20 protein-coding genes and 1 pseudogene are annotated in these 21,809 nt (G+C 74.1%); 8 read left to right on the top strand and 13 right to left on the bottom strand.

The window, feature by feature from the left end:
- Positions 1 to 64 precede the first annotated feature (64 nt).
- Positions 65 to 709 (top strand): fasciclin domain-containing protein, encoded by a 645-nt coding sequence (locus EDD39_RS22210; protein WP_123558602.1) that lies wholly within the window; start codon positions 65 to 67, stop codon positions 707 to 709.
- 42 nt (positions 710 to 751) lie between these two features.
- Here EDD39_RS22210 and EDD39_RS22205 read toward each other — a convergent pair whose 3' ends face one another.
- A complete protein-coding gene (locus EDD39_RS22205) occupies positions 752 to 1,156 on the bottom strand; it encodes an SsgA family sporulation/cell division regulator (RefSeq protein ID WP_051817103.1) in 405 nt (134 codons plus the stop codon).
- Positions 1,157 to 1,577: 421 nt separating this feature from the next.
- On the opposite strand from EDD39_RS22205, the gene EDD39_RS22200 reads away from it, so the two are divergent.
- Both EDD39_RS22200 and EDD39_RS22195 read left to right on the top strand, forming a co-directional pair.
- Complete coding sequence (locus tag EDD39_RS22200) at positions 1,578 to 2,663, top strand: S-(hydroxymethyl)mycothiol dehydrogenase (RefSeq protein WP_123558600.1); 1,086 nt, start codon at positions 1,578 to 1,580, stop codon at positions 2,661 to 2,663.
- On the top strand, positions 2,663 to 3,292 hold the full coding sequence (locus tag EDD39_RS22195; protein WP_123558598.1) for an MBL fold metallo-hydrolase: 630 nt from the start codon (positions 2,663 to 2,665) through the stop codon (positions 3,290 to 3,292). Before EDD39_RS22200 ends, EDD39_RS22195 begins: the two co-directional genes overlap by 1 nt.
- Before the next feature lie 7 nt (positions 3,293 to 3,299).
- Here EDD39_RS22195 and EDD39_RS22190 read toward each other — a convergent pair whose 3' ends face one another.
- Genes EDD39_RS22190 through EDD39_RS22180 form a run of 3 tightly spaced genes read right to left on the bottom strand, consistent with a single transcriptional unit; the run spans position 3,300 to position 5,398 of the window.
- Positions 3,300 to 3,932, bottom strand: a complete 633-nt coding sequence (locus EDD39_RS22190; protein ID WP_244256910.1) for an AAA family ATPase — start codon at positions 3,930 to 3,932, stop codon at positions 3,300 to 3,302.
- 42 nt (positions 3,933 to 3,974) lie between these two features.
- On the bottom strand, positions 3,975 to 4,181 hold the full coding sequence (locus EDD39_RS22185; protein ID WP_123558596.1) for a ferredoxin: 207 nt from the start codon (positions 4,179 to 4,181) through the stop codon (positions 3,975 to 3,977).
- 26 nt (positions 4,182 to 4,207) lie between these two features.
- The gene (locus EDD39_RS22180; protein WP_123558594.1) at positions 4,208 to 5,398 is read right to left on the bottom strand and encodes a cytochrome P450; all 1,191 of its coding nucleotides are present in this window, start codon (positions 5,396 to 5,398) and stop codon (positions 4,208 to 4,210) included.
- Positions 5,399 to 5,967: 569 nt separating this feature from the next.
- On the opposite strand from EDD39_RS22180, the gene EDD39_RS22175 reads away from it, so the two are divergent.
- Both EDD39_RS22175 and EDD39_RS22170 read left to right on the top strand, forming a co-directional pair.
- Entirely contained in the window at positions 5,968 to 6,552 is a 585-nt protein-coding gene (locus EDD39_RS22175; protein ID WP_123558592.1) for a TMEM165/GDT1 family protein, read from the top strand.
- Between the two features lie 76 nt (positions 6,553 to 6,628).
- Complete coding sequence (locus EDD39_RS22170) at positions 6,629 to 7,663, top strand: phosphotransferase family protein (RefSeq protein WP_208765561.1); 1,035 nt, start codon at positions 6,629 to 6,631, stop codon at positions 7,661 to 7,663.
- 14 nt (positions 7,664 to 7,677) lie between these two features.
- Here EDD39_RS22170 and EDD39_RS22165 read toward each other — a convergent pair whose 3' ends face one another.
- Together EDD39_RS22165 and EDD39_RS22160 are read right to left on the bottom strand one after the other, a co-directional pair.
- The gene (locus EDD39_RS22165) at positions 7,678 to 9,273 is read right to left on the bottom strand and encodes a M4 family metallopeptidase (protein WP_123558590.1); all 1,596 of its coding nucleotides are present in this window, start codon (positions 9,271 to 9,273) and stop codon (positions 7,678 to 7,680) included.
- A 165-nt stretch (positions 9,274 to 9,438) separates the two neighbouring features.
- Positions 9,439 to 10,779 carry a vWA domain-containing protein gene (locus EDD39_RS22160; protein ID WP_123558588.1) on the bottom strand — a complete coding sequence of 447 codons (1,341 nt, stop codon included), beginning with the start codon at positions 10,777 to 10,779 and terminating at the stop codon, positions 9,439 to 9,441.
- A gap of 87 nt (positions 10,780 to 10,866) precedes the next feature.
- On the opposite strand from EDD39_RS22160, the gene EDD39_RS22155 reads away from it, so the two are divergent.
- Positions 10,867 to 11,523 carry a DedA family protein gene (locus EDD39_RS22155; protein ID WP_123560738.1) on the top strand — a complete coding sequence of 219 codons (657 nt, stop codon included), beginning with the start codon at positions 10,867 to 10,869 and terminating at the stop codon, positions 11,521 to 11,523.
- A 47-nt stretch (positions 11,524 to 11,570) separates the two neighbouring features.
- Here the strand turns inward: EDD39_RS22155 and EDD39_RS22150 are convergent, their stop codons facing one another.
- The 7 genes from EDD39_RS22150 to EDD39_RS22120 form a co-directional block, all read right to left on the bottom strand.
- A complete protein-coding gene (locus tag EDD39_RS22150) occupies positions 11,571 to 12,542 on the bottom strand; it encodes an endonuclease/exonuclease/phosphatase family protein (protein WP_244256908.1) in 972 nt (323 codons plus the stop codon).
- Between the two features lie 116 nt (positions 12,543 to 12,658).
- A complete protein-coding gene (locus EDD39_RS22145) occupies positions 12,659 to 13,513 on the bottom strand; it encodes a DMT family transporter (RefSeq protein ID WP_123558586.1) in 855 nt (284 codons plus the stop codon).
- A 153-nt stretch (positions 13,514 to 13,666) separates the two neighbouring features.
- Entirely contained in the window at positions 13,667 to 14,899 is a 1,233-nt protein-coding gene (locus tag EDD39_RS22140; RefSeq protein WP_208765560.1) for a hypothetical protein, read from the bottom strand.
- Positions 14,900 to 15,316: 417 nt separating this feature from the next.
- Positions 15,317 to 17,155 carry a hypothetical protein gene (locus tag EDD39_RS22135; RefSeq protein ID WP_123558584.1) on the bottom strand — a complete coding sequence of 613 codons (1,839 nt, stop codon included), beginning with the start codon at positions 17,153 to 17,155 and terminating at the stop codon, positions 15,317 to 15,319.
- Positions 17,156 to 17,386: 231 nt separating this feature from the next.
- Positions 17,387 to 19,087: an AMP-binding protein gene (locus tag EDD39_RS22130; protein WP_123558582.1), complete on the bottom strand. Its 1,701-nt coding sequence runs from the start codon at positions 19,085 to 19,087 to the stop codon at positions 17,387 to 17,389.
- 124 nt (positions 19,088 to 19,211) lie between these two features.
- Positions 19,212 to 19,514: a hypothetical protein gene (locus tag EDD39_RS22125; protein WP_123558580.1), complete on the bottom strand. Its 303-nt coding sequence runs from the start codon at positions 19,512 to 19,514 to the stop codon at positions 19,212 to 19,214.
- A 164-nt stretch (positions 19,515 to 19,678) separates the two neighbouring features.
- Positions 19,679 to 20,200, bottom strand: a complete 522-nt coding sequence (locus EDD39_RS22120) for a hypothetical protein (protein WP_123558578.1) — start codon at positions 20,198 to 20,200, stop codon at positions 19,679 to 19,681.
- 200 nt (positions 20,201 to 20,400) lie between these two features.
- On the opposite strand from EDD39_RS22120, the pseudogene EDD39_RS22115 reads away from it, so the two are divergent.
- Positions 20,401 to 20,913 (top strand): annotated as a pseudogene (locus tag EDD39_RS22115) (amidohydrolase family protein); the annotation flags it as partial.
- Between the two features lie 52 nt (positions 20,914 to 20,965).
- Positions 20,966 to 21,793: an alpha/beta hydrolase gene (locus EDD39_RS22110; protein ID WP_123558576.1), complete on the top strand. Its 828-nt coding sequence runs from the start codon at positions 20,966 to 20,968 to the stop codon at positions 21,791 to 21,793.
- Positions 21,794 to 21,809 lie beyond the last annotated feature (16 nt).

Below are 21,809 nucleotides of genomic sequence, written 5' to 3'. Positions count from 1 at the left end.
GGCCGTCACCGACTTTCCCGACCATCCCGTTTCACCTTCACCCATCACCGAGGAGAGCTCCGCCATGTCCGCACCCACCCGCAACCGCCGCACCCTCACCGCCCTGCTCGCCGCCGGCGCCCTGGCCCTGACCCTGGGCGCGTGCAGCAGCAGCGGCGGTTCCAGTTCCTCCTCCGCCTCGGCGGCCTCGCCCTCGGCGGCGATGCCCGCCACCACCGACTCGGCGGCGATGGCCGACCAGCCGTTCGGCGCGGCCTGCGCCGCCGTGCCGAAGGACGGCGCCGGATCGTTCACCGGCATGGCGAAGGACCCGGTCGCCACCGCCGCGTCCAACAACCCGCTGCTGTCCACCCTGGTGACCGCCGTCAAGCAGGCCGGCCTGGTCGACACCCTCAACTCGGCCCAGAACATCACCGTCTTCGCACCCACCAACGACGCCTTCGCCAAGGTCCCCAAGGCCGACCTGGACGCGCTGCTCGCCGACAAGGCCAAGCTCACCAAGGTCCTGACCTACCACGTCACCCCCGAGCGCCTGGCCCCCACCGCCCTGGCCGGCACCCACAAGACCCTGGAGGGCGCCGACCTCACCGTCAACGGCACCCAGCCCGACTTCACCGTCAACAACAACTCCAAGGTCCTGTGCGGCAACGTCCAGACCGCCAACGCCACCGTCTACATCGTCGACACCGTCCTGATGCCCACCTCCTGACACCCGACGCCCGATCGCCCGGCCGCCTGACGCTTCACCAGGTCAGGCCGTCCCCAGCCGGGCGATCAGGCCGTCGAGGTCCAGGTGCTCGTGTTCGCGGCCGGCCGGGACGAGCGTGTAGCACTCGAGCAGGAAGCCGGTGACGATCTCGGCCGGGATGTTGACCACCGCCGCCCCGGTGCCGCCGTGCAGGGTGACCAGGACCTCGCCGTCGGCGCCGGGGCGGACGGTGACGTCGCCGTGTCCGGCGGGGGCGAGGCGGCCCTCGTTGAGCAGGTCGCGGCCGAACACCCATTCCACGGCGCCGACCCGGCCGACCGGTGGGAACACCAGCCGGACCGCGTACGGGAGCGAGGAGTCGAAGTGCAGCCCGGCCTCCACCGCCAGGTCGGGGTGCGGGCTGTGCGGGAGCGTGACGGCGGTGGACCAGCAGGTGGCGACGGCCATGCGGGGAGGCCTTCCTTCCGGGTGGCGGCGGTGGGCGGTGCCGAAAGCTCACGGCAGGACCCCGACTACCCGCCCGGCCCGGCGATCCGCCGATCGACGCAGAACCTTCACCGATGTCCTCCACCCACCACACGAACGGCCGAACCCGGTGACGGCGGGACGCGCCGGATCGGGCCCTTCGACGGCGGTGCGGGAACCGGGACCGCTGGGTCGCCGAGGTGGAACGCGGCCGCCGGGCCGCCCTCGCGGGCGAACTCGACCTCGCGCTGGACGTGTTCGCCCGGGGCCGCCGGGGGCGCGGGCCGCGTCGTGGGCCCGAACGGGCGACTTCCGTCCCGGAACGGCGTAGGTTCGCTGCTGGGCGGGCCCGAGGCCGGGTGCCGCCGTGGATCGAGTGCCGAGCAGAGGACGGGTACGGGACATGGCTCAGGTTGTCCGGGGTGTGATCGCGCGGGCGAAGGGTGCACCGGTGGAGGTGGTTCCCGTCGTGGTGCCGGATCCGGGGCCGGGTGAGGCGGTGGTGCGGGTGCAGGCGTGCGGGGTGTGCCACACGGACCTGCACTACCGGGAGGGCGGGATCAACGACGAGTTCCCGTTCCTGCTGGGGCACGAGGCGGCGGGCGTGGTGGAGTCGGTCGGCGAGGGCGTCGAGGAGGTCGCCCCGGGCGACTTCGTGATCCTCAACTGGCGTGCGGTGTGCGGCCGTTGCCGGGCCTGCAAGCGCGGCCGGCCGTGGTACTGCTTCAACACCCACAACGCGAAGCAGAAGATGACGCTGGAGGACGGCACCGAGCTGTCCCCGGCGCTGGGCATCGGCGCGTTCGCGGAGAAGACGCTGGTCGCGGCGGGCCAGTGCACCAAGGTCGACCCGGCGGCGTCCCCGGCGGCGGCCGGCCTGCTGGGCTGCGGGGTGATGGCGGGCCTGGGCGCGGCGATCAACACCGGGCAGGTGGGCCGGGGCGACAGCGTCGCGGTGATCGGCTGCGGCGGCGTGGGCAACGCGGCGGTGGTGGGCTCGCGGCTGGCCGGCGCGGGCACGATCATCGCGGTGGACGTGGACGACCGCAAGCTCGCCACCGCGCAGCGCCTGGGCGCCACCCACACCGTCAACTCCCGTTCGGTGGACGCGGTGGAGGCGATCCGCGGCCTGACCGGCGGCAACGGCGCGGACGTGGTGATCGAGGCGGTGGGCCGCCCGGAGACGTACCGGCAGGCGTTCTACGCCCGCGACCTGGCGGGCACCGTGGTGCTGGTGGGCGTGCCGACGCCGGAGATGACGCTGGAGCTGCCGCTGCTGGACGTGTTCGGGCGCGGCGGCGCGCTGAAGTCGTCCTGGTACGGGGACTGCCTGCCGGAGCGGGACTTCCCGATGCTGATCGACCTGTACCTGCAGGGCCGCCTCGACCTGGACGCGTTCGTCAGCGAGACGGTCCCGCTGGACGGCGTGGAGGAGGCGTTCGCCCGGATGCAGCGCGGCGAGGTGCTGCGCTCGGTGGTGGTGTTCTGATGGCGGCCCGGATCGAACAGCTGGTCACCTCGGGCGAGTTCAGCCTGGACGGCGGCACCTGGCAGGTCGACAACAACGTGTGGATCGTCGGCGACGACACCGAGGCGGTGGTGATCGACGCGGCGCACGACGCGGCGGCGATCAAGGAGGCGCTGGGCGGTCGACGGCTGCTCGCGGTGGTCTCCACCCACGCCCACAACGACCACGTGGACGCGGCGCCCGAGCTGTCGGACCTGACGGGCGCGCCGGTGCTGCTGCACCCGGCGGACGAGGTGCTGTGGCGCCGGACCCACCCGGACCGGGCGCCGGACGGCCCGCTGGCGGACGGTCAGGAGATCGCGGTCGCGGGCACGGTGCTGACGGTGCTGCACACGCCGGGCCACAGCCCGGGCGCGGTCAGCCTGTACGCCCCCGAGCTGGGCACCGTCTTCACCGGCGACACCCTGTTCGCGGGCGGCCCGGGCGCCACCGGCCGGTCGTTCTCGGACTTCCCGACCATCGTCGAGTCGATCCGCGGGCGGCTGCTGACCCTGCCGCCGGAGACCGTGGTGCGCACCGGCCACGGCGACTCGACCACCGTCGGCGCGGAGGCCCCGCACCTGGCGGAGTGGATCGCCCGCGGTCACTGACCGCCCGTCAGTCCGTGCCCGCGGCCCCGGCCGGTTCCGCGGCGCCGAACCGGATGCCGGCCAGCCGTTCGCGGGAGGCCGCGTCGGCCAGCAGCACCGACCGGGCGCCGGGGAACGCCGCCCGCCCGTCCCGTTCGAGCGCGGCCAGCAGCCGGGCGGTGCGCCGCACGTGCAGCCGGAAGGTGCGCGGGGCGGCGGTGCGGGCCCGGGCGCGCTGCCCGGCCAGGGCCTCGGCGGGGCGGACGGCGAGCAGCACCACGTGCAGGTCGCGTCCGGCCCGCCGGGCCCAGCGCGCCAGGGCCCGGCGCATCCACCAGCGGCTGCCGCAGTCGTGCACCAGCAGCGGCCCGGGGCGGCGGAACGCGGCGCGGGTGCGCAGCAGGTGCAGCAGGCGGACGGCGGGGCGGTAGAGCGGGTAGGGCAGGGCGGCGGGCATCCGGGCCTGGTAAGCGAGCCGGGTGGTGCGCGGGTCGATCAGGGCGGCGGGGGCGTCCCAGCGGCGCAGCAGGGTGGACTTGCCGCTGCCGGGGACGCCGCCGACCACCACGACCGCGTCCGGCCCGTAGCGGAGCTCCAGCGGCCCGCCGGGGCGGCCGCGCAGGTCGGCGACCGCGTCCGGGGCGTACCCGGTGACCTGCACGTGCCTGCTCCCCCTGCTGTTCCCGCTCGTCCGCCCGGCAGCCTACCGGGGCACTCCCTCCTCCAACCGGATCGCCCCTCCGGGGCAGGCGGCGGCGGCGTCGGCGACCTCGCGGACCAGGTCGGCGGGCGGGCTGGCCTGGAGGAGGACGACGGTGCCGTCCTCGTCGTTCTGGTCGAACACCTCGGGGGCGGCGAGGACGCACTGCCCGGAGCCGCAGCACCGGTCCGGCTCGACGTGGACGAGCATGGCGGTTCCTTTCGGGGGGTGGGCGGTCACCAGGCGACCGGGAGGGACTCGACGCCGTAGACGGTCATCTCGTGGCGGAAGCGGATCTCCTCGAAGGGCACGGCCAGGTGCAGGTCGGGCAGGCGGCGCAGCAGGGTGTCGAGGGCGATCTCGAGTTCGAGCCGGGCCAGCGGCTGGCCGAGGCACTGGTGGACGCCGAAGCCGAAGGCGAGGTGGCGGCGGGTGTCGCGGGTGAGGTCGAGGGCGTCGCCGTCGGGGTAGCGCTCGTCGTCGCGGTTGGCGGTGTTGATCTGGCAGATGACGCCCTCGCCGGCCCGGATCAGCACGCCGCCGACCTCGGCGTCCTCGACGGCGACCCGGACGACGCCGGTCTGCACGATGCTGAGCCAGCGCAGCAGTTCCTCGACGGCGGCGGGCGTGGACCCGGGGTGGGCGCGCAGGTGGGCGAGCTGGTCGGGGTGGCGCAGCAGGGCGAGGACGGAGAGGGCGGTCATGTTGGCGGTGGTCTCGTGGCCGGCGATGAGCAGCAGGCGGCCCATCGCGCCGATCTCCTCGGTGGGGAGTTCGCCGCGGGCGACCAGGCGGCTGAGGATGCCGTCGTCGGGGTCGGTGCGCTTGCTCTCGGTGAGGGTGTCGAGGTAGGTGGTCAGGCTGTCCTGGGCGGCGGCCACCTCCGCCACGGTGCTGGCGCGGTGCAGCAGGGTGCGGCTGCAGCGCTGGAAGAACTCGTGGTCCTGGTAGGGGACGCCGAGCAGCAGGCAGATCACCAGGGAGGGCAGCGGGAGGGCGAACTCGGCGACCAGGTCGGCGGCGGTGCGGCCGGTGGTCATCCGGTCGAACAGTTCGTCGGCGGCCTGCTGGACGGCGGGGCGCAGCGCGGCGGTCTTGCGGATGGTGAAGTCGCCGGTGAGCATCCGGCGCAGGTGGCCGTGCTCGGGGTCGTCCATCCGGATGAACGAGGTCTTGCCGACGCTGAGTTGGCGGGCGGCGGCGGTGAGGAAGGGGAAGCCGGGGCGGGCGGCGTCGGCGCTGAAGCGGGGGTCGGCGAGGACGGCGCGGGCGTCCTGGTAGCGGGTGATCAGCCAGCAGGGGCTGTCGTCCCAGAGGGCGACCCGGGTGACGGGCTCGTCCTGCTGGGCCTGCTGGTAGGCGGGCGGCGGCGCGAACGGGCAGGCGCCGCGCGGTGCGGGGTGGGAGGTGGTGGCGGCAGTGGCCATGCTGGGGTCCCTTCCCGGGGCCGGGCGCTGCCGTCCGGGCCCGGGCGGGGGCGGGGTGCGGCAGGGCGGCCCGGCATTTGAGTGCCTCGGGCAACTAACTCACGGTCACGCTAACTCGCGTTCCGTGTCCACGGAAAGGACGCCCGGCCGCCGGAGCGGATTCTGTCCGGATTCCGGCGTGCCCCGACCGCCGCCGCGGGCGGCCGGGCCCGGCGCCCACCAGGCGTGTCCATGCCCGACGGGGCGGCGGCCGGCCCGCCCGGGCGGTCGAGAACGGGCCACCTCCCCGCCCCGGACCGGGCTTTACCCGGGCTTTGCCGATCCCTTACACTCGGCACCGCGAAGGGGAGTAGTCCCGAAACACCACCGGTCGACACACTGGACGGCACGCCCGTCCCGGCCCGTGGGTCGCGGCAGGCCGCTGCCGCGACGGACGAGACCTTCGGCCCCGTGCACGGCCCTGCCGCACCACCGTGCGGCAGGTCTCGTCGTGCCGGGCCGAGAGGTTCGCCCGTCGCCCGCCCGGTGCCGTTCGAGCCCGCGGCCCGGCCCCTGCAGAAAGCACCGCGATGTCCTTCGACCCCCTGGCGATGCTCACCGCCTTCGGGCTGATCTTCCTGGCCGAACTCCCCGACAAGACGATGTTCGCCTCCCTGGCCATGGGCACCCGCATGCGCCCGCTGTACGTCTGGTTCGGCACCTCGGCCGCGTTCGTCGTGCACGTGGCGATCGCCGTCGGCGCGGGCAGCCTGCTGGGCCTGCTGCCCGGCCTGGCCGTCAAGCTGGTCTCCGCCGCGCTGTTCGGCTTCGGCGCGTTCGTGCTGCTGCGCTCGGGCGGCGACGAGGACGACGAGGAGGGCGGCGCGCGGACCGTCACCGGCTTCTGGCCGGTCTGGGCCACGGCGTTCACCACCGTCTTCATCGGCGAGTGGGGCGACCTGACCCAGATCACCACCGCCAACCTCGCCGCCACCAACGGCTGGCTGCCCACCGCGATCGGCTCCGCCGCCGCCCTGATGTCCGTCTCCGCCCTCGCCCTGCTGGTGGGCCGCTTCATCGCCAAGCGCGTCCCGCTGCGCACCGTCCAGCGCGTCGGCGGCCTGTGCATGGCCGTCCTGGCCACCTGGACCCTGATCGAGGCCGTCACCGGCTGACCGCGCCCGCGCCCCGCAGCGGCCCGGCCCCGCAATCGCGTTGACGCGGGGGCCGGGCCGCTGCTGGACTGCCCGCATGCCCACCGACGCCGCGGCCCACGGCCGCTCCCCCGGCCGCACGTTCGCCGACGCCCGTTCGCTGGCCCCCGTCGTGCGGGAGGTCTTCGGCGCCGCCCGCCGGATCGCCGCCGTCGAACGGCTGCGCGGCGGCAGCAAGAAGGGCGTCTACCGGGTGGTGCTGGACGACGCCACCAGCGCGGTGGTCTACCTGTGGAGCGCCGACGAGGACTACTGGAGCGGCCTGCTCCCGGACGGCCACGACGACCCGGCGAACCCGTTCTCGCACGCCTCCGGGCTCGACCTGCTCGAAGGCGCCACCCGGCGGCTGGCGGCCGTCGGCGCCCGCGCGCCGCGCCTGCTGTTCACCGACCGCGGCCGCGGGCTGTACCCGGCGGACGTCGCCGTCGCCGAGGACGTCCGCGGCGGGACGCTGCAGGACCTGCTGGAGCGCGACCCGGCCGCCGGGCGGCGCACCCTGGGGCGGCTCGCCGGGGCCCTGCGGCTGATGCACGCCCACCGCGCGCCCGCGTTCGGGCGGGTGGCGTGGCTCGACGGCGGCGGCGCGCCGAGCGGCGACAGCTGCGAACGGGGCTACCTGGAACGGGCGTTGGTCAACCTCTCGACCGCCGTCGCGCACGACCCGCGGGCCGCCGCGGCCGAGTCCGAACTGGCCGGGAAGCTGCACGCCCTGCACGCCGAGGTCGAGCCGCGCGCCGGACTCGGCGTGGTGCACGGCGAGTTGGGCCCGGAGCACGTCCTGATCGGACCGGACGGCGAGCCCGTGCTGATCGACGTCGAGGGCCTGCTGTACGCGGACCCCGAGGTCGAGCACTGCTGGCTGCGGATGCGCTTCGACGCGCACCTCGAGCACTACGAGGCGCTGCGCGACCCCGGGCTCGACCCGCGCCGCCTCGCCTTCTACCGGTACGCCATGCACCTGGACCTGGTCGGCGGCCCGCTGCGGATCGCCGCCGGCGACTTCCCCGACCGCCGGTGGATGCTGGAGATCGCCGACCACCACCTGCGCCAGGCCCTCGCGTACCGGGCCTGACGCCTGGCGGTGCGTCAGGCGACGGAGACCGCGCTCCAGGCGGCGCCCACCGCCGCGTACTCGGCGGAGTTCGCGCCGTACAGGTCGCGGGCGGCGCTGAGCGAGGCGACGCGGGCGCCCTTGTAGTCGGTGGTGGAGGTCATGTAGACGGTCAGGGCGCGGTACCAGATCGCGGCGACCTTCTGGTTGCCGATGCCGGTGACGGTCGAGCCGTTGCAGGTCGGCGAGTTGTAGGCGACGCCGTTGACGGTCTTGGCGCCGCTGCCCTCGCTGGCCAGGTAGAACCAGTGGTTGCCGACGCCGGAGGAGTAGTGCACGTCCAGCCGGCCGACCGACTTGCTCCAGCAGTCCGCCGAGCCGCCGTCCAGCGAGGGCTTGTCGAAGCGGCGCAGCCACGGCGGGGTGGACTGGTCGCTGAACAGGTAGTCGCCCTTGTCGACCGCGTTGTCGGCGTACCACTCGACCATGGTGCCGAAGATGTCGCTGGTGGACTCGTTGAGGCCGCCGGACTCGCCGCTGTAGCGGAGGTTCGCGGTGGCGCTGGTGACGCCGTGGGTCATCTCGTGGCCCATGGTGTCGAGGTCGACCTGCTCGGGGTCGGTGCTGCCGTTGCCGTCGCCGGTCATCATGCAGAAGCAGGCGTCGGACCACTGGGCGTTGTCCCAGTTGGTGCCGACGTGGACGAAGACGGTGGCGCCCTTGCCGTCGTTCTTGATGCCGTTCCGGCCGAAGGTGTTCTTGTAGTAGTCGTACGTCCAGGCGGTGTTGGCGTGGGCGTCGACGGCGGCGGTGGCCCGGTCGGTGGAGAACTTCCGGCCGTCGCCCCACACGTTGTCGGCGTCGGTGTAGAGCGTCCCGGAGGTGGCCTTGACGCTGCTCGCGGAGAGGTTGTGGGCGTCCTTGGTGGTGTGGCCGCGGACGGGGTCGATCAGCGCGTAACTGCCGTTCGCCTGCTGGGTGGTGGAGAGCGTGACGTCGCCGGTGTACTCGGAGTGGCCGGTGCCGGTCGCGGAGTGCTCGGCGTCGTAGCTGTCGATGGCGGCGCCGGTGGTGGCGTCGGTGACCACCACCCGGCCGGTGGGCTGGCCCTGCTTGCCGGTGCCGGTGACGGTGGTGCGCCAGGCGAGGCGGGCGGTGCCGTCGGCGGCCCAGACCACGAGTTCGGGCGTGGAGGTGGCCGCGGCTGTGCCGGGGGCCTGCTGGAGCGCCTCGGCGGCGCTGCGCTGGGCGGGCACGGCCGGGCGGGTGGAGGGCACCTTGGGGTCGTGGCCCTTGGCCCGGGAGGAGTCGGTGAGCCGCCCGCGCGCGTCCTGGTGCACCACCAGGTCGCCGCCGACCACGGGCAGCCCGTCGTAGCTGCGGTCGAAGCGGACGTGCTGGGTGCCGTCCGGGTCGAGCACCACGTCCTTGAGGACGAGGTCCTGGCCGGGCCCGTAGCCGAACAGGGCGGCGTGCTGGGCGACATTGGCCCGGGCGCGGGCGACGGCCGCGTCCCGGCCGCCGGGAGCGGCGTCGGCGGTGCCGGTGGTGACGGCGGTGAGGAGGAGGGCGGCGGTGGCCGCGAGGGCGGCCGTGCCGAGGACGTGGCGGTGCGCGGAGGAGGGGCTCACGCGGGACTCCGGTCGGGGTAGCTGGAGGATGGCCGACCGAGAGCCTGACGGTGAACAGACAAACACTTCTAGTAAACAGAACGGACCGTGACCCTTTCGTAGTGTCCCGAGCCCGTTCCGGGAGCTGCCCCGGAACCGTTGCGAGGGCCGTTCCGTGACCGGGCGTCAGCGCAGGATGCCCGCCCGGCGGGCCGCCGCCACCCACTGCGGGAACTCGGACAGCAGCCGGTCGTAGAGCTCCGGGTCCGGGAGGGTGCTGATGTCGTCGACCGCGAAGAACCCGACGTTGTCGACCCGGCGGCCGGGCAGCGTGTCGAACCGTTCCAGGACCCCGTAGTCGCCGTGGCCCAGCCCGACGAACTGCCAGAACACCGGCTCCTCGACGGCCGCGCGCAGTTGCTGCTCGATCTCGCTGTTGCGGTAGACCCCGCCGTCGGAGAAGAACAGCACCAGGGTCGGCTCCGCCGTCGGGTTCTCCCGCACGTGGGCGCGGACCTCCGCGATGACCTTCTGCTCGTCGTTGTTGACGCCGACCGCCTTCATGTCGACCCGCCCGTCGGGCAGCGGCGGGCGGACCTTGCGGCGGCCGAACAGCGAGATCTCGCCGACCCGGACGTGCCGGCCCAGCCACTCCGGCAGCTCGGACAGCCGCAGGTCGGGCAGCCGGGCCGGCCAGGTCGCGAAGGTCCACGCCTGCATGGTCCGGTCCTCGTCCAGCTGCGCGGCGACGGCGGCCATCCGCTCCACCACGTCCGCCACCACGCCCCGGTGGTAGAGCCCGGCCATCGAACCGGAGGCGTCCAGCACCAGCACCACCCGCGCGACGAGGCCCTGCGCGCCGTGCTTGCGCAGGCTGACCGCGACCTGCTGCTTGCGCAGGCTCAGCCGCTTGCGCATGTCGACGGGCAGCGCGCGTTCCTCCTCCTCCCCCTGACCGGCCGTCAACTCCGGCCCGGGCAGGGGCGACGGCATCGGCGCCTGCACCTGCACCTGCACCTGCACCGGCGCCTGCACCGGAGGCGTCTCGGGTTCGGGAAGGGCGAACCCGTGCGCGACCGCGAGGCCCGCCAGGCCGTCCGTCCAGCCCTGGCCGACGGCGCGGAACTTCCAGCGGCCGTCGCGCCGGTACAGCTCGCCGCAGACCAGGGCGCGCTCCGCGCCCGGCTCGGGGTCGAAGCGGGCCAGGCCGGCCCCGGTGCGGGCGTCGCCGAGCAGCAGCGACAGGCCGGGGACGGCGCCGAGGCCGGCCCCGTCGGTGACGGCCAGCAGCAGCACCCGCTGGACGGCGGGGGCCAGCGCGGCCAGGTCGACGTCGACCCCGTCCGGCCGCACCAGGACGCCGGGGGCGTGCGTGCGGACCAGCCGGGGCCCGTCGTCCGGGCCGAGCAGCAGCGCGGCGGTCCCCACCGCCGGGACGCCCGGCCCGGCCCGCCAGGAGAGTGCGGCCCGGACGGCGGCGGCGTCGATCGGCAGGTTGGCGCCCTTGGCGAGCGGAGTCTCGGTCACCTCCCCAGTCTGCCCGCTGCGGCGGCGCGGGTCCCCGCCCCGGCCGGTGTCCGCACGTTACGGTGGGACGGGAGCGAGGTGGTCCTGATGAAGTCGGTGACCGACTGGCTGGGCGGCCTGTCCGGGCCGGTGGTGTACGCGGTGGTGGCGGCGCTGGTGTTCGCCGAGGACGCGCTGTTCTTCGGTTTCGTGCTGCCCGGCGAGACCGCGGCGGTGCTCGGCGGCGTGCTGGCCCACCAGGGCAGCGTCTCGCTGGGCTGGATGCTGGTGACGGTGGTGGCCGCGGCGGTGCTCGGCGACTCGGTCGGCTACGAGGTGGGACGGCGGGTGGGCCCGCGGGTGCTGGAGACCAGGTCGCTGCGCCGCCACGCGGACCGGATCGGCCGGGCCCGGGAGCTGATCCGCCGCCGGGGCCCGGCGGCCGTGCTGCTGGGCCGGTTCGTGGCCTTCTTCCGCGCCCTGATGCCCGCCCTGGCGGGGGTGTCCCGGATGCCCTACCGCCGGTTCCTGCTCTTCAACGCCGTCGGCGGCCTGCTGTGGGGCGTCGGCTTTGTTCTGCTCGGCTACTTCGCGGGCGCGGCCTACACCCGGGTGGAGGGCACCGTCGGCCGCACCGCCGCCCTGGTCGTGGCGGGCCTCGCCGTGGTGGCGGTCCTGGTGCACTACGTCCGCAGCCACCGCCGGGAGCACGCCCGGGAGCACCGGCACGGGCAGGAGCACGCCCAGGAGCACGGGGACGGCTGACCCCGCCGGAGGGGACCGTTCGGCCCCCGCGCTCTCCTGACCGCCCGTCACCCGACGACGGCGAGTTCGGCGACCACGGCGCGGTGGTCGCTGCGGGCCAGGGCGTGTTCGGAGACCGCGACGGCGGCCAGCGCGGAGCCGTGCAGCACGTGGTCGATCTGGATGACCGGCGGGACGCCCCGGAAGTCCGGGTGGTGTTCGGGCCAGGTCGGGAACAGGCCCGCGCCGAGTTCCTCGTGGGTGTCGGCCAGGCCGGTGTCGAGCAGGTCGCGCATCGGGGCGTGGTCGAGCGTCGCGTTGAAGTCGCCCAGCAGGACGGCGTCCCGGGTCCGCCCGGGTGCGGCGGCGCGCAGCCGGTGCAGGTCGTCGGCCCAGCGGCGGGCGTCGCCGAGCGGGTAGTAGGTGTGCACGGCGACCAGCTGCACCGGGTGCCCGCCGACGTCGACGGTCAGGTTGGCGGTGGGCCAGGCCGGGTCGGCGGCGGAGCCGACCGGCAGCCGGGTGTAGAGCGCGCTGTCGGTGCCTTCGGGGCGTTCGCGGTGCGGGAGCAGCTCGCGGATGCCGGCCGCGTCCAGTGCCGCGGCCGCGGAGTCGCTCTGCTCCTCGACGGCGAGCACGTCGATCCGCTGCTCGCGCACCAGGTCCACCAGGGCCTTCGGCGAGACCTGGCCCATGAAGTTGTTGCTGGTCGCCACCCGCAGCCGGGGTGCTCCGGCCGGCGGCGCTCCCCCGTCCGGGAGGAACCGGGGCACCAGCCACCACAACTGCAGCGCCACCAGCGCCGCCGCGACCCCGCCCACCCAGCGCCCGCGCAGCCCGACCGCCACCGCCAGCACCACCACGCACAGCACCGCCGCGTACGGCAGCCCGGCCATCGGCAGCGCCCACCACGTCCCGTCGTCCCACCCGAGCAGCCGCACCACCGTCAGCACCGCCGGCCCCGCCAGCAGCACCGCGCACCCGGCCAACCCGGCCCCCCGCCACCGGCGCCCCCGGCCCGCGGGCCCGTTCTCCGTCACAGCGCGCTCCCCCTCGGCGTCGGTCACCCGTCGTGGGGGACGGACGCCCGTGCCTCCTGGCCGGTTCCGACGGGCCGTCAGTGCGGGCCGTCAGTGCGGGGTGTCAGTGCCGGGTGTCAGTGCGGGGTCTCTCGGATGTTCGGGACGGCGCGGACCAGGGTGACCACGCCGGTGGCGACCAGGGCGACGGCGAGGAGTTCGGGGATGAGCAGGGGGCCGGTGCGGATCGTCTCGTCGAACAGGACGATGCCGAGCAGCAGGCTGACGGCGGCGTCGCCGATGGTCAGGGCGGGTTGGGAGGCGACCAGCGGGCCGGCCTGGAGGGCGTTCTCGAGCAGGAGGACGGCGGCGATTCCGGTGAGGGCGAAGCCGTAGGTCTGCCAGGTGGTGAGGAAGGCGGCCGGGCCGTGGTCGGAGAAGGTGCCGGTGGCGGACTTGAGCAGGGCGGCGGTCAGGGCGTTGCCGATCGCGGCGGCGGTGCCCAGGGCCCCGGCGCGGAACACCGGTCCGCGGCCGCGGGCGGCGGCGACGCACAGCGCCATCGCGCCGAGGCAGCCGGCCAGGACGGGGGCCCAGCGGCTCATCGGGGCCTGGTCGTCGGCCCCGGTGGGGGCGGCGCAGGCGAGGAACAGGGCGAGGCCGCCGACCACCGCCGCGACGCCCGCCCAGCCGGCGGCGGGGATCCGGCGGTGCAGCAGGGGTGCGGCGATCAGCAGGGCGAACGGCAGTTCCAGCACGAACACGGGCTGCACCAGGGCGAGCGGCCCGAACACGAGGGCCAGGGCCTGGAACAGCGCGGCGCCCGTCACGCCCAGGATGCCCGCCAGCCAGGCCGGGTCCCGGGCCAGTACGGCCAGGAACCGCAGTCCCCCGCCCCGCGCCACCCGCGAGGCGGCTTTCCGTTGAAAGGCGGTCCCGGCCGCGTTGGAGGCAGCTCCGAGCACCGCGCACACCACCGCGAGCACGTCCACCCGCCATCGGTTCCCCCGCCCCGGGCCGCGAACCCCCGCTTCCCCCGGACGGCCGAACCCGGGTTGCGGGCCCGCTGCGGCCGGCGCCGGACGGCCGCGGGCCCGCCGCGGCCGGGGGTGGCTGCGGCGGGCCCGGGCGGGCTGGGCGGATCGTTACTGCTGTCCGGTCCAGGTGGAGCGGGGCTGGGTCTTCATGCTGCGGAGGGTGGCGGGGTCGATGTCGACGTCCGCGTAGAAGACGCCGAGGTTGTAGCCGTCGCCCTGGGTGTTGACGGTGATGGAGATGTCGGTGTCACCGTTGCGGAGGTAGGGGGAGACGTCCCAGCGGTTGGCGTCGTAGCCGAAGGAGTTGGGGTAGGCCGGGTTGCGGGGGAAGCGCTGGGCCGGGTCGGCGTTGTCGAGGTTGGAGGTGAAGGCGTCGTTCGCCGGGTGCAGGGCGTCGCTGAAGCGGGTGAGCGGGCCGTTGGTGGACTTCATGTCCATCGTGTCGCCGGTCCACTTGTGGTCGCCGTCGTAGACGACCCAGCCGAGGTGGCCGGTGACGGGGCCGTCGGCGGGGGTCCGGATGCCGCTGAGGGTGCCGGTGAGGGCGGGGCTGTTGGGCAGTTCGGGCTGGAAGCCGTCCCAGATGTGCAGGTGGCGCAGGGGTTCGCAGTCGCGCTCGTAGGCGACCACGATGGTCCAGCCGCCCCAGCTGTGCGGCTTGACGACGGAGTCCATGTCGGCGGCCTCGTAGGTGCCGGAGCCGTGGTTGCGGACCTGCTCGGTGATGTCGGCGGACGCCTGGTAGCTGCTCTCGTCGTCGGTGGTGATGTAGCCGATGGAGGGCTGCTGGTTGGCGACGTTGGTGTACTGGCCGTCGCCGGGGAACTTCAGGTAGATCTCGTCGATCTGGCTCTCGGGCAGGACGGTGTCGCCGATGCCGCGGGTGCCGCCCCAGTAGAGGCGGGCGTACTTGACGGTGGCGCCCTCGGGGAGTTGGAGGTCGGCGGAGCTGGAGGAGTAGATCTCGTCGCCGAGCGGGCCGGTGTGGCCGGGGCCGTCGATGTTGATGTACTTCATCTGGAAGTTGTTGTTGATCGGGCGCGGCCCGTCGCCGTTGCGGGCCTGCTCGCAGGGGGCCTGCGCCGGGTCGACGGGGGGCTTGGTCTCGTCGCAGGTCATCAGGGTGTTGCTGATGTGGGTGATGCCGCCGTGGAAGTCGCCCTGGAAGCGGGTGGTGAAGGGCAGCCGGTTCTCGGTGATGGTGTGGGCCGCGGTGGCCCGGGTGTGGGTGGCGGGCCGGCTGTCGGTGGAGTACGCGGCGGGGACGGCCAGGGCGCTGGCGGCGACGAACGCGGCGCTGACGGCCAGGGTGCGCCGGGTGGGGCGAGCGGGACGGGACAAGACGGGTGCTCCTCTGACGGGGTTTCGGTCGCCTTCCTGCGAAGGCGCCTCCAGGTGACCACCCGTCAGGCAGTCGATCCGGTTATTGGGCCGAACGACGGCATTCCTGAATGTTTCCTGAGAATGCCGTCATCCGGTCGGACGGCCCGTCAGGCCCGCTGTTCGACCCGGACCCGGTCCACCGCGAGGGTGGCCGCGCCGGGGCCGAACGGGCCGCCCTCGGCGCCGGAGGCGGCGGCGGAGGCCGAGCTCGGTCATGGGGGACCCCGCCACGGATGGGGGATGTCAGGGGGTGAACTGCCGCTACAGACCCCGGAGTTCGGCTCGGGGGCCGGTGCGTGGTGCGGCCCGCCGCGCGCTCGGGCCGGAGTGCGCGGCGGGCCGTGTCGGGGGGTTCGGTCGGTCAGCGGGCGGTCGTCACGGGTAGGAGACGACGTTGCTGGGGCCGCCGAAGGCGGGGTCGACGGTGCGGCCGGTGCCGTTGATCACCGAGTCGATGCCGCCGGAGCCGTTGAGGAAGACGGTCAGCAGGTCGTGCAGCTTGACGCCGGGGGTGACGGGGGCCTGGAAGGCCATCGCGTTGCGGATGTCGACGCCCTGGTTGAAGTAGGAGTAGCTGCCCATGCCCCAGCCCTCGAAGGTCTTCACCTTCGGGCCGACGGCGAACGCCGGGTAGCCCTTCTGCTGCTTGCTCGCCATCCACGCGGCCTGGTTCGGCACGTCGTAGGGGTTCTCGTTCTGGAAGAACACCACTTGGCCGTGCTCGCCGTTCCACTGCACCTCGGTCTTCTGGAAGTGCTCGACGGCAAGGCCGGTGGCGGTGACCCGGTCACCGTTGACGACCAGTCCGGTGTCGCTGCGGGCGCTGGTCCAGGTGCCGCCGCCGGTGCCGTGGTCGGCGCGCCAGATCCAGGCGTCGTCGATCAGGGTGTCGTCGCTGTTGACCTCGAGCGCCGTCTCGGCCGCGCCGTTCAGCGCGCCGCCGACCCGGAAGAACACGTCGGACAGCGCGATCGGGTCGCTGCGGTGCGAGTCGTTGCTCCCCCGGTTGCCGACCTGCACCAGCACCTTCGACTTCTTCTCGCCGGCGTCGACGATCAGGCCGGAGACGTTGACGCCGTCCACGTCGTCGATCTTGATCGCGGCGTTGCCGTCGGTCGGGACGAGGGTGGCGAAGCCGAGGCCGACGACCTGGGTGCCGGGCCGGGTGACCTTGATCGCGTCGGGCAGCCGGTGGACGCCGGGGGTGAGCAGCAGGTTGCGGCCGGCCCTGAGGGCGGCGTTGATCTGCTTGACGTCGGCGCCGGGGCGGACCACGTAGAAGTCGTCCAGGGGGAGCGAGCGGCCCGGGGTGCCTCCGTCCTCCCAGGTGGTGCCGCGGGAGTCGCGCTGCGCGGCGGGCACGAACACCCGGTACTTTCCGGCCTCGTCCAGGTACAGGTAGGGGGCTTCGCGGGTGACCGGGCAGGTGTCGAGGGTGGTGTACGGGGAGGCGGCCGGGTCGGTGGAGAAGGACTGGGCGGGGGCGCCCTCGGTGCCGCAGAACACCTGGCTCCAGACGCCGTTGCTCCAGCCGTCCAGGTTGCTGTTGCGGGTGAAGAACTGCTGCTGGGAGCCGTTGACCACGGTGGCGCCGGTGAACTTGGAGTCGGCGATGAAGCCGCCGCTGGCCCAGGAGGGCGAGCCGGTGCAGTAGTCCATCAGCGTCACGTTGCCGTTCATCTGGACCCGGCGCAGCGGCGCGGCCTGGGAGACCGCCCAGAAGTCGGTGTTGCCGTAACAGCCGCTCTGGCCCGCGACGTTGACCGTCAGGTTGCTGAGCGAGCGCCAGAAGTTGGTGGTGGCGTAGCACTGCGCCTGGTCGCCGCCGACGCACTGGTTGTACACGTTGACGGAGCCGTTGATCACCACGTCGCCGGGGTTGCGGCCGAGGCCGGCCACGCTCTCGTAGAAGCCGACCGGGAAGACCAGCGGGTCGGCGGTGGTGCCGTAGGTGCCGGGCTTGAACAGGATCGCGTAGCGCTGGGGGCCGAACTCGTTGCCGGCCTGGGCCTGGGCGAGGGCGTTCAGGCGGTCCTGGACCTGGGCCTTGGGCATGCCCGGGTCGAGGACGATCACGTTCTCGCCGAGGCTGCCGCCGCCGGGCGGCACGGGGGCCGCGGCGGCCTGGGTGGTGGGGGCGACGAGGGCCGCGACGAGGGCGGTCGCGGCGGCTGCCGCGAGGCCGTACCTGCGGGACCGGGGAGCTCGGTTCATGGGGGTGCACACCCGTCTGGTGGGATCCGGGGGGACGGCGGCGGGTCCGGGCACACTGACTCGGCGTCAGCCGCAGACCGCGTCCGCTTACTTCACGCCGAGATTTAACGTATGAGAAAAGTGGGCGTCAAGACCTGCGACGAGGCCGGTCCGCGCCGGGGTGCCCGGAGGCCGGGCCCCTGGCGGGATCCGGCCTCCGGGAACCCGCTGGTCAGCGCGGGTCGACGCGCGTCAGCGGACGGGGGCGCCCTCCCCCGCCAGGACGGCCACCGCCAGCTCGCGCATCTCGACCTTGCGGACCTTGCCGGTGACCGTCATCGGGAACTCCTCGACCACGTGCACGTAGCGCGGGATCTTGAAGTGGGCCAGCCGTCCGGTGCAGAATGCGCGCACCGCCTCGGCCGTGAGCGGCGGCGCGCCCTCGCGCATCCGCACCCAGGCCATCAGCTCCTCGCCGTACCTGGTGTCGGGCACCCCGATCACCTGGACGTCGAGCACGTCCGGGTGGGTGTACAGGAACTCCTCGATCTCGCGCGGGTACACGTTCTCGCCGCCGCGGATCACCATGTCCTTGATCCGGCCGGTGATCGACAGGTACCCCTCCTCGTCCATCACCGCCAGGTCGCCGGTGTGCATCCAGCGGGCGGCGTCGACCACCTCGGCGGTCCTGGCCGGCTCCGCCCAGTAGCCGAGCATCACCGAGTAGCCGCGGGTGCACAGTTCGCCGGGCTCGCCGCGCGGGAGGGTGCGGCCGGTCTCCGGGTCGACCACCTTGACCTCCAGGTGCGGCCCGACCCGGCCGACGGTGGAGACCCGGCGCTCGACCGGGTCGTCGGCCCGGGTCTGGGTGGAGACCGGGGAGGTCTCCGTCATGCCGTAGCAGATCGACACCTCCGTCATGCCCATCCGCTCCCGCACGCCCTTCATCACCTCGGCCGGGCACGGGGCGCCCGCCATGATGCCGGTGCGCAGGCTGGACAGGTCGTACCCGTCGAAGCCCGGGTCGGCGAGCTCGGCGATGAACATGGTCGGCACCCCGTACAGCGAGGTGCACCGCTCGGCGGCCACCGCGGCCAGCGTGGTGGCCGCGTCGAAGACCGGGGCCGGGATGACCGTGCAGGCGCCGTGCGAGGTGGCGGCGAGGTTGCCCATCACCATCCCGAAGCAGTGGTAGAACGGCACCGGGAGGCAGATCCGGTCCTGCTCGGTGTAGTTGCACAGCTCGCCGACGAAGTAGCCGTTGTTCAGGATGTTGTGGTGCGAGAGCGTCGCGCCCTTCGGGAAGCCGGTGGTGCCCGAGGTGTACTGGATGTTGATCGGATCGTCCGCGCTCAACTCCCGCTCGATCGCCGTGAGTTCCTCCCGCCCGCCGTCCCGCCCGCGGGCCCGCCCGGCGGCCAGCAGCTCCGGCCAGTCCGGGCCGTCCAGCAGCACCACGTCCGCCAGCTCCGGGCAGCGCGGGCGCACCTCGGCGATCATCGCCGCGTAGTCGGAGGTCCTGAACCGCTCGGCCGCCACCAGCAGCCGCACGCCCGCCTGGTCCAGCACGTACGCCAACTCGTGCGCGCGGTACGCCGGGTTGATCGTCACCAGGATCGCGCCGAGCCGGGCGGTGGCGTACTGGGTGAGCGTCCACTCGGCCCGGTTGGGCGCCCAGATGCCCACCCGGTCGCCCGTGCCGACGCCCCGCGCGCGCAGCCCGAGCGCCACCGCGTCCACGTCGGCCGCGAACTCGGCGTACGTCCAGCGGCGGCCGGTGACGCACTCGACCAGCGCCTCCCGCTCCGGGAAGGCCCGCACCGCGCGGTCGAGGTTCGCGCCGATGGTGTCGCCGAGCAGCGGGGCGGCGGCCGGACCGGAGGAGTAGCTGAGCGGCGGGAGGGGGGCGGCGGACTCGTGCGGCGGGTGCGGGGCGTGCGGCTCGTGCGACAAGGTGGCCTCCTGGGACCGGGCGGTACCGACGGGTACCCATGCTGTGCGGCCGGGGGCCCGGTTGGCCAGCCCCGCTTGCGGGATCCGGTCGAACGTCGAGCGGGGATGCGGGGGTTCGGGGGGTTCAGTCGAGCAGGGTGCGGTCGCCGATCACGTCCAGGTTGCGGAAGGTGGGCGGGCCGTCGCACAACTCGGCGGCGCGGGCCGCGAACTCGGCGGTCTCGGGGCGCCGCGAGTTCTCCATCGCCACCTCGTACGAGGGGAACTCCACGATGTTCAGGTAGGTGTCGGTGCCGTCGCGGTCCCTGGTCTGCAGGGCGCGCACCGCGAGGCGGTGGCCCTCGTTCTTGGCGACCCATTCGTCCAGCAGCTCGTTGAACGCGTCGATCCGCCCGGTCCGGTACTCGATGATCTGGATGAACTTCACCGGTGGCCTCCTCGGCTCACGCGGACGGGCGCGCCGCCCGCTGCGTCCAGCGTCTCCGCGGGCCGGACGGGCCGCAATGCGGGACGGCCACCGGGCCCGGGACCGCGCACCGGGAGCGGCCCCTCGACGGGTGACCGCCACGGTGGGCCGGCTCTCGGGGGTGTTCAGAGGCGGTGGCGGCGGTAGTAGGGGTGGGCCGGGCCGCGTTCGATCCGGTTCTCGTCGAGTGCGTTGACGATCCGCAGCCGGGTGCCGCCGGTGAAGACGAACTCGACCGCCACCGTGCCGGCCGCCAGGTCCGCGCGGTCGGCGGGCCGCCACTCCAGCAGGGCGGTCTCATGCAGTTCGCGGCCGGTCAGGTCGTCGAGCAGTTCGTCGTGGCGCGACCAGCGGGGGGTGTGGTCGTTCCACTCCCAGCCCTCGATGGGCGCCGTGGTGTCGATCGTGTCCCAGCCGATCGAGAGCTCGTCCAGCTTCCAGTGGCACAGTTCGACCTGCCGTCCGTCGAACTCCAGCACCACCGGGCAGTCCGCGTACCACTCCCCGTCCTCGGCGAAGCGCACCACCGCCGACCCGGTCAGCCGGCGGCCCGCCAGCCCCGCCAGCAGTGCCCCGTGCGCGTCCCGCACCGCGTCGAGTCCGGTCAGCGGCGCCCGGTCGAACCCCTTGATCCCCATGTCTCCCATGGCTCCGACCCTGCCAGCCGGAGGCGGCGGCAGCGAGCGGATTACCTTCCCGGGGTCCGTTCCGTCCCGTTCCGGCGTCGGCGTGCGGGCGGCGCGCGAGGGTGCGAGGGTGCGGCATGATCGTCCCGTTGGCGGGTTCGGCCGCGGAAGGCAGGGTCGGCGGAGGCGGCGGAGGTGCGCCGGTTCTGGGGCGGGCTGGGGCGCTGGACGCCGGGGCGCGGGTGTTCAAGGCGCACGTGCAGGTCGGCGGCTACGACTCGGCGGACGGGCGGCTGGACGAGGTCCGGGGGCTGCCGGCGGAGGCCGGGACGCCCGTGGTGATCCACTGCGGCTCCGGGCCCGCCCCCGGCCGGCACACCGGGCCGGAGCCGATCGCCCGCGTCCCGGTCCGGCATCCGCAACTGCTGCTGGTGATCGCCCACTTGGGCATGCCCGTGTACCGCGAGTTCCTCGACCTGGCCGACCGGTACCCGCGGGTGCACCTGGACACCAGCATGGCGTTCACCGACTTCACCGAGGACTTCATGCCCTTCCCCCGCGAACTGCTCCCCCGCCTCGCCGACCGCAGCGACCGCGTCCTGCTGGGCACCGACTTCCCCGACATCCCCTACCCCCGCCTGCACCAACTCCGCGCCCTGGAACGCCTCGACCTCGGCCCCGCCCGGCTGCGCGCGGTCTGCCACGACAACGCGGCTCGGCTGTTCGGCCCGTGAGACGCCCCGCCGGACGGGAATGAACGGCGGGAGGCGGGCGCTCGGGGCCGTCATGGATCTCTCGCTGCCTCCGGTCGCCCCCGTCCCCTCGCCGTACGGCGGCCTCGCCCGGCACGGCGTCAGCTACGCGCTGCGCACCGGTTTCCGCCCGCTGCTGCTGGATCTGCGCGTACCGGCCGGGGAGGGGCCGTTCCCGGTGGCGGTGTGGCTGCACGGCGGCGCGTTCCGCGAGGGCGACCGCCGCTACCTGCCGAGCACGCTGCGGCCCGGCTCGGTGTTCGAGGCGCTGGTGGCGGCAGGCATCGCGGTCGCCACGGTCGACTACCGGCTCTCCGGTGAGGCCCACTACCCGGCCCAACTCGACGACGTGACGGCCGCGTTGCGCTACCTGCAGGAGTATGCCGGCGAGCTCGGCCTGGACACCGGCCGGCTCGGGGTGTGGGGCGAGTCCGCGGGCGGAACGCTGGCCGCGCTCGCGGCGCTGACCACCGACGCGGTCACGGCCGCGGTCTGCTGGTACCCGCCCACCGACCTGGCCGCCCTCGGCCACCACGGGCCGGACTCCCCGGTCACCCAGTTGCTGGGCGGCTGCTCGTCCGAACTCGTCGCGGAGGCTAACCGGGCCAGCCCCGTCTCGCACGTCACCCCCGCCGCGCCGCCGTTCCTGCTGGTGCACGGCGTGCAGGACGACCTGGTGCCGCTGTCCCAGTCCGAGGCCCTGCACGAGCGCCTGCTCGCGGCGGGCGCCCGCTCCGTCCTGGTGCCGGTCGAGGGGGCCGGGCACTGCTTCGGCGGGTACCCCGACACCTCGGGACTGATCGCCGACGCGGTGGCGTTCCTGTCCGCCGAGCTCTCCCCCCGTGGCGGGCAGGCCGATTGACGCTCCGCCCGGCAGC

Origin of the sequence: Kitasatospora cineracea (assembly GCF_003751605.1) — a bacterium.
GTDB classification, from domain to species: Bacteria; Actinomycetota; Actinomycetes; order Streptomycetales; family Streptomycetaceae; genus Kitasatospora; species Kitasatospora cineracea.
The sequence above is the reverse complement of the archived record's forward strand: the minus strand, read 5'-3'. Positions and strand labels throughout refer to the sequence as shown.

Bases quoted from the DNA above. Each gene is read 5' to 3' on its own strand.
- EDD39_RS22110 (WP_123558576.1), top strand. From the start codon at position 20,966: ATGGATCTCTCGCTGCCTCCGGTCGCCCCCGTCCCCTCGCCGTACGGC.
- EDD39_RS22135 (WP_123558584.1), bottom strand. From the start codon at position 17,155: ATGAACCGAGCTCCCCGGTCCCGCAGGTACGGCCTCGCGGCAGCCGCC.
- EDD39_RS22205 (WP_051817103.1), bottom strand. From the start codon at position 1,156: ATGGCCGTCGCCACCTGCTGGTCCACCGCCGTCACGCTCCCGCACAGC.
- EDD39_RS22180 (WP_123558594.1), bottom strand. From the start codon at position 5,398: ATGGCCACTGCCGCCACCACCTCCCACCCCGCACCGCGCGGCGCCTGC.
- EDD39_RS22210 (WP_123558602.1), top strand. From the start codon at position 65: ATGTCCGCACCCACCCGCAACCGCCGCACCCTCACCGCCCTGCTCGCC.
- EDD39_RS22175 (WP_123558592.1), top strand. From the start codon at position 5,968: ATGTCCTTCGACCCCCTGGCGATGCTCACCGCCTTCGGGCTGATCTTC.
- EDD39_RS22195 (WP_123558598.1), top strand. From the start codon at position 2,663: ATGGCGGCCCGGATCGAACAGCTGGTCACCTCGGGCGAGTTCAGCCTG.
- EDD39_RS22200 (WP_123558600.1), top strand. From the start codon at position 1,578: ATGGCTCAGGTTGTCCGGGGTGTGATCGCGCGGGCGAAGGGTGCACCG.
- EDD39_RS22170 (WP_208765561.1), top strand. From the start codon at position 6,629: ATGCCCACCGACGCCGCGGCCCACGGCCGCTCCCCCGGCCGCACGTTC.
- EDD39_RS22185 (WP_123558596.1), bottom strand. From the start codon at position 4,181: ATGCTCGTCCACGTCGAGCCGGACCGGTGCTGCGGCTCCGGGCAGTGC.
- EDD39_RS22155 (WP_123560738.1), top strand. From the start codon at position 10,867: ATGAAGTCGGTGACCGACTGGCTGGGCGGCCTGTCCGGGCCGGTGGTG.
- EDD39_RS22120 (WP_123558578.1), bottom strand. From the start codon at position 20,200: ATGGGAGACATGGGGATCAAGGGGTTCGACCGGGCGCCGCTGACCGGA.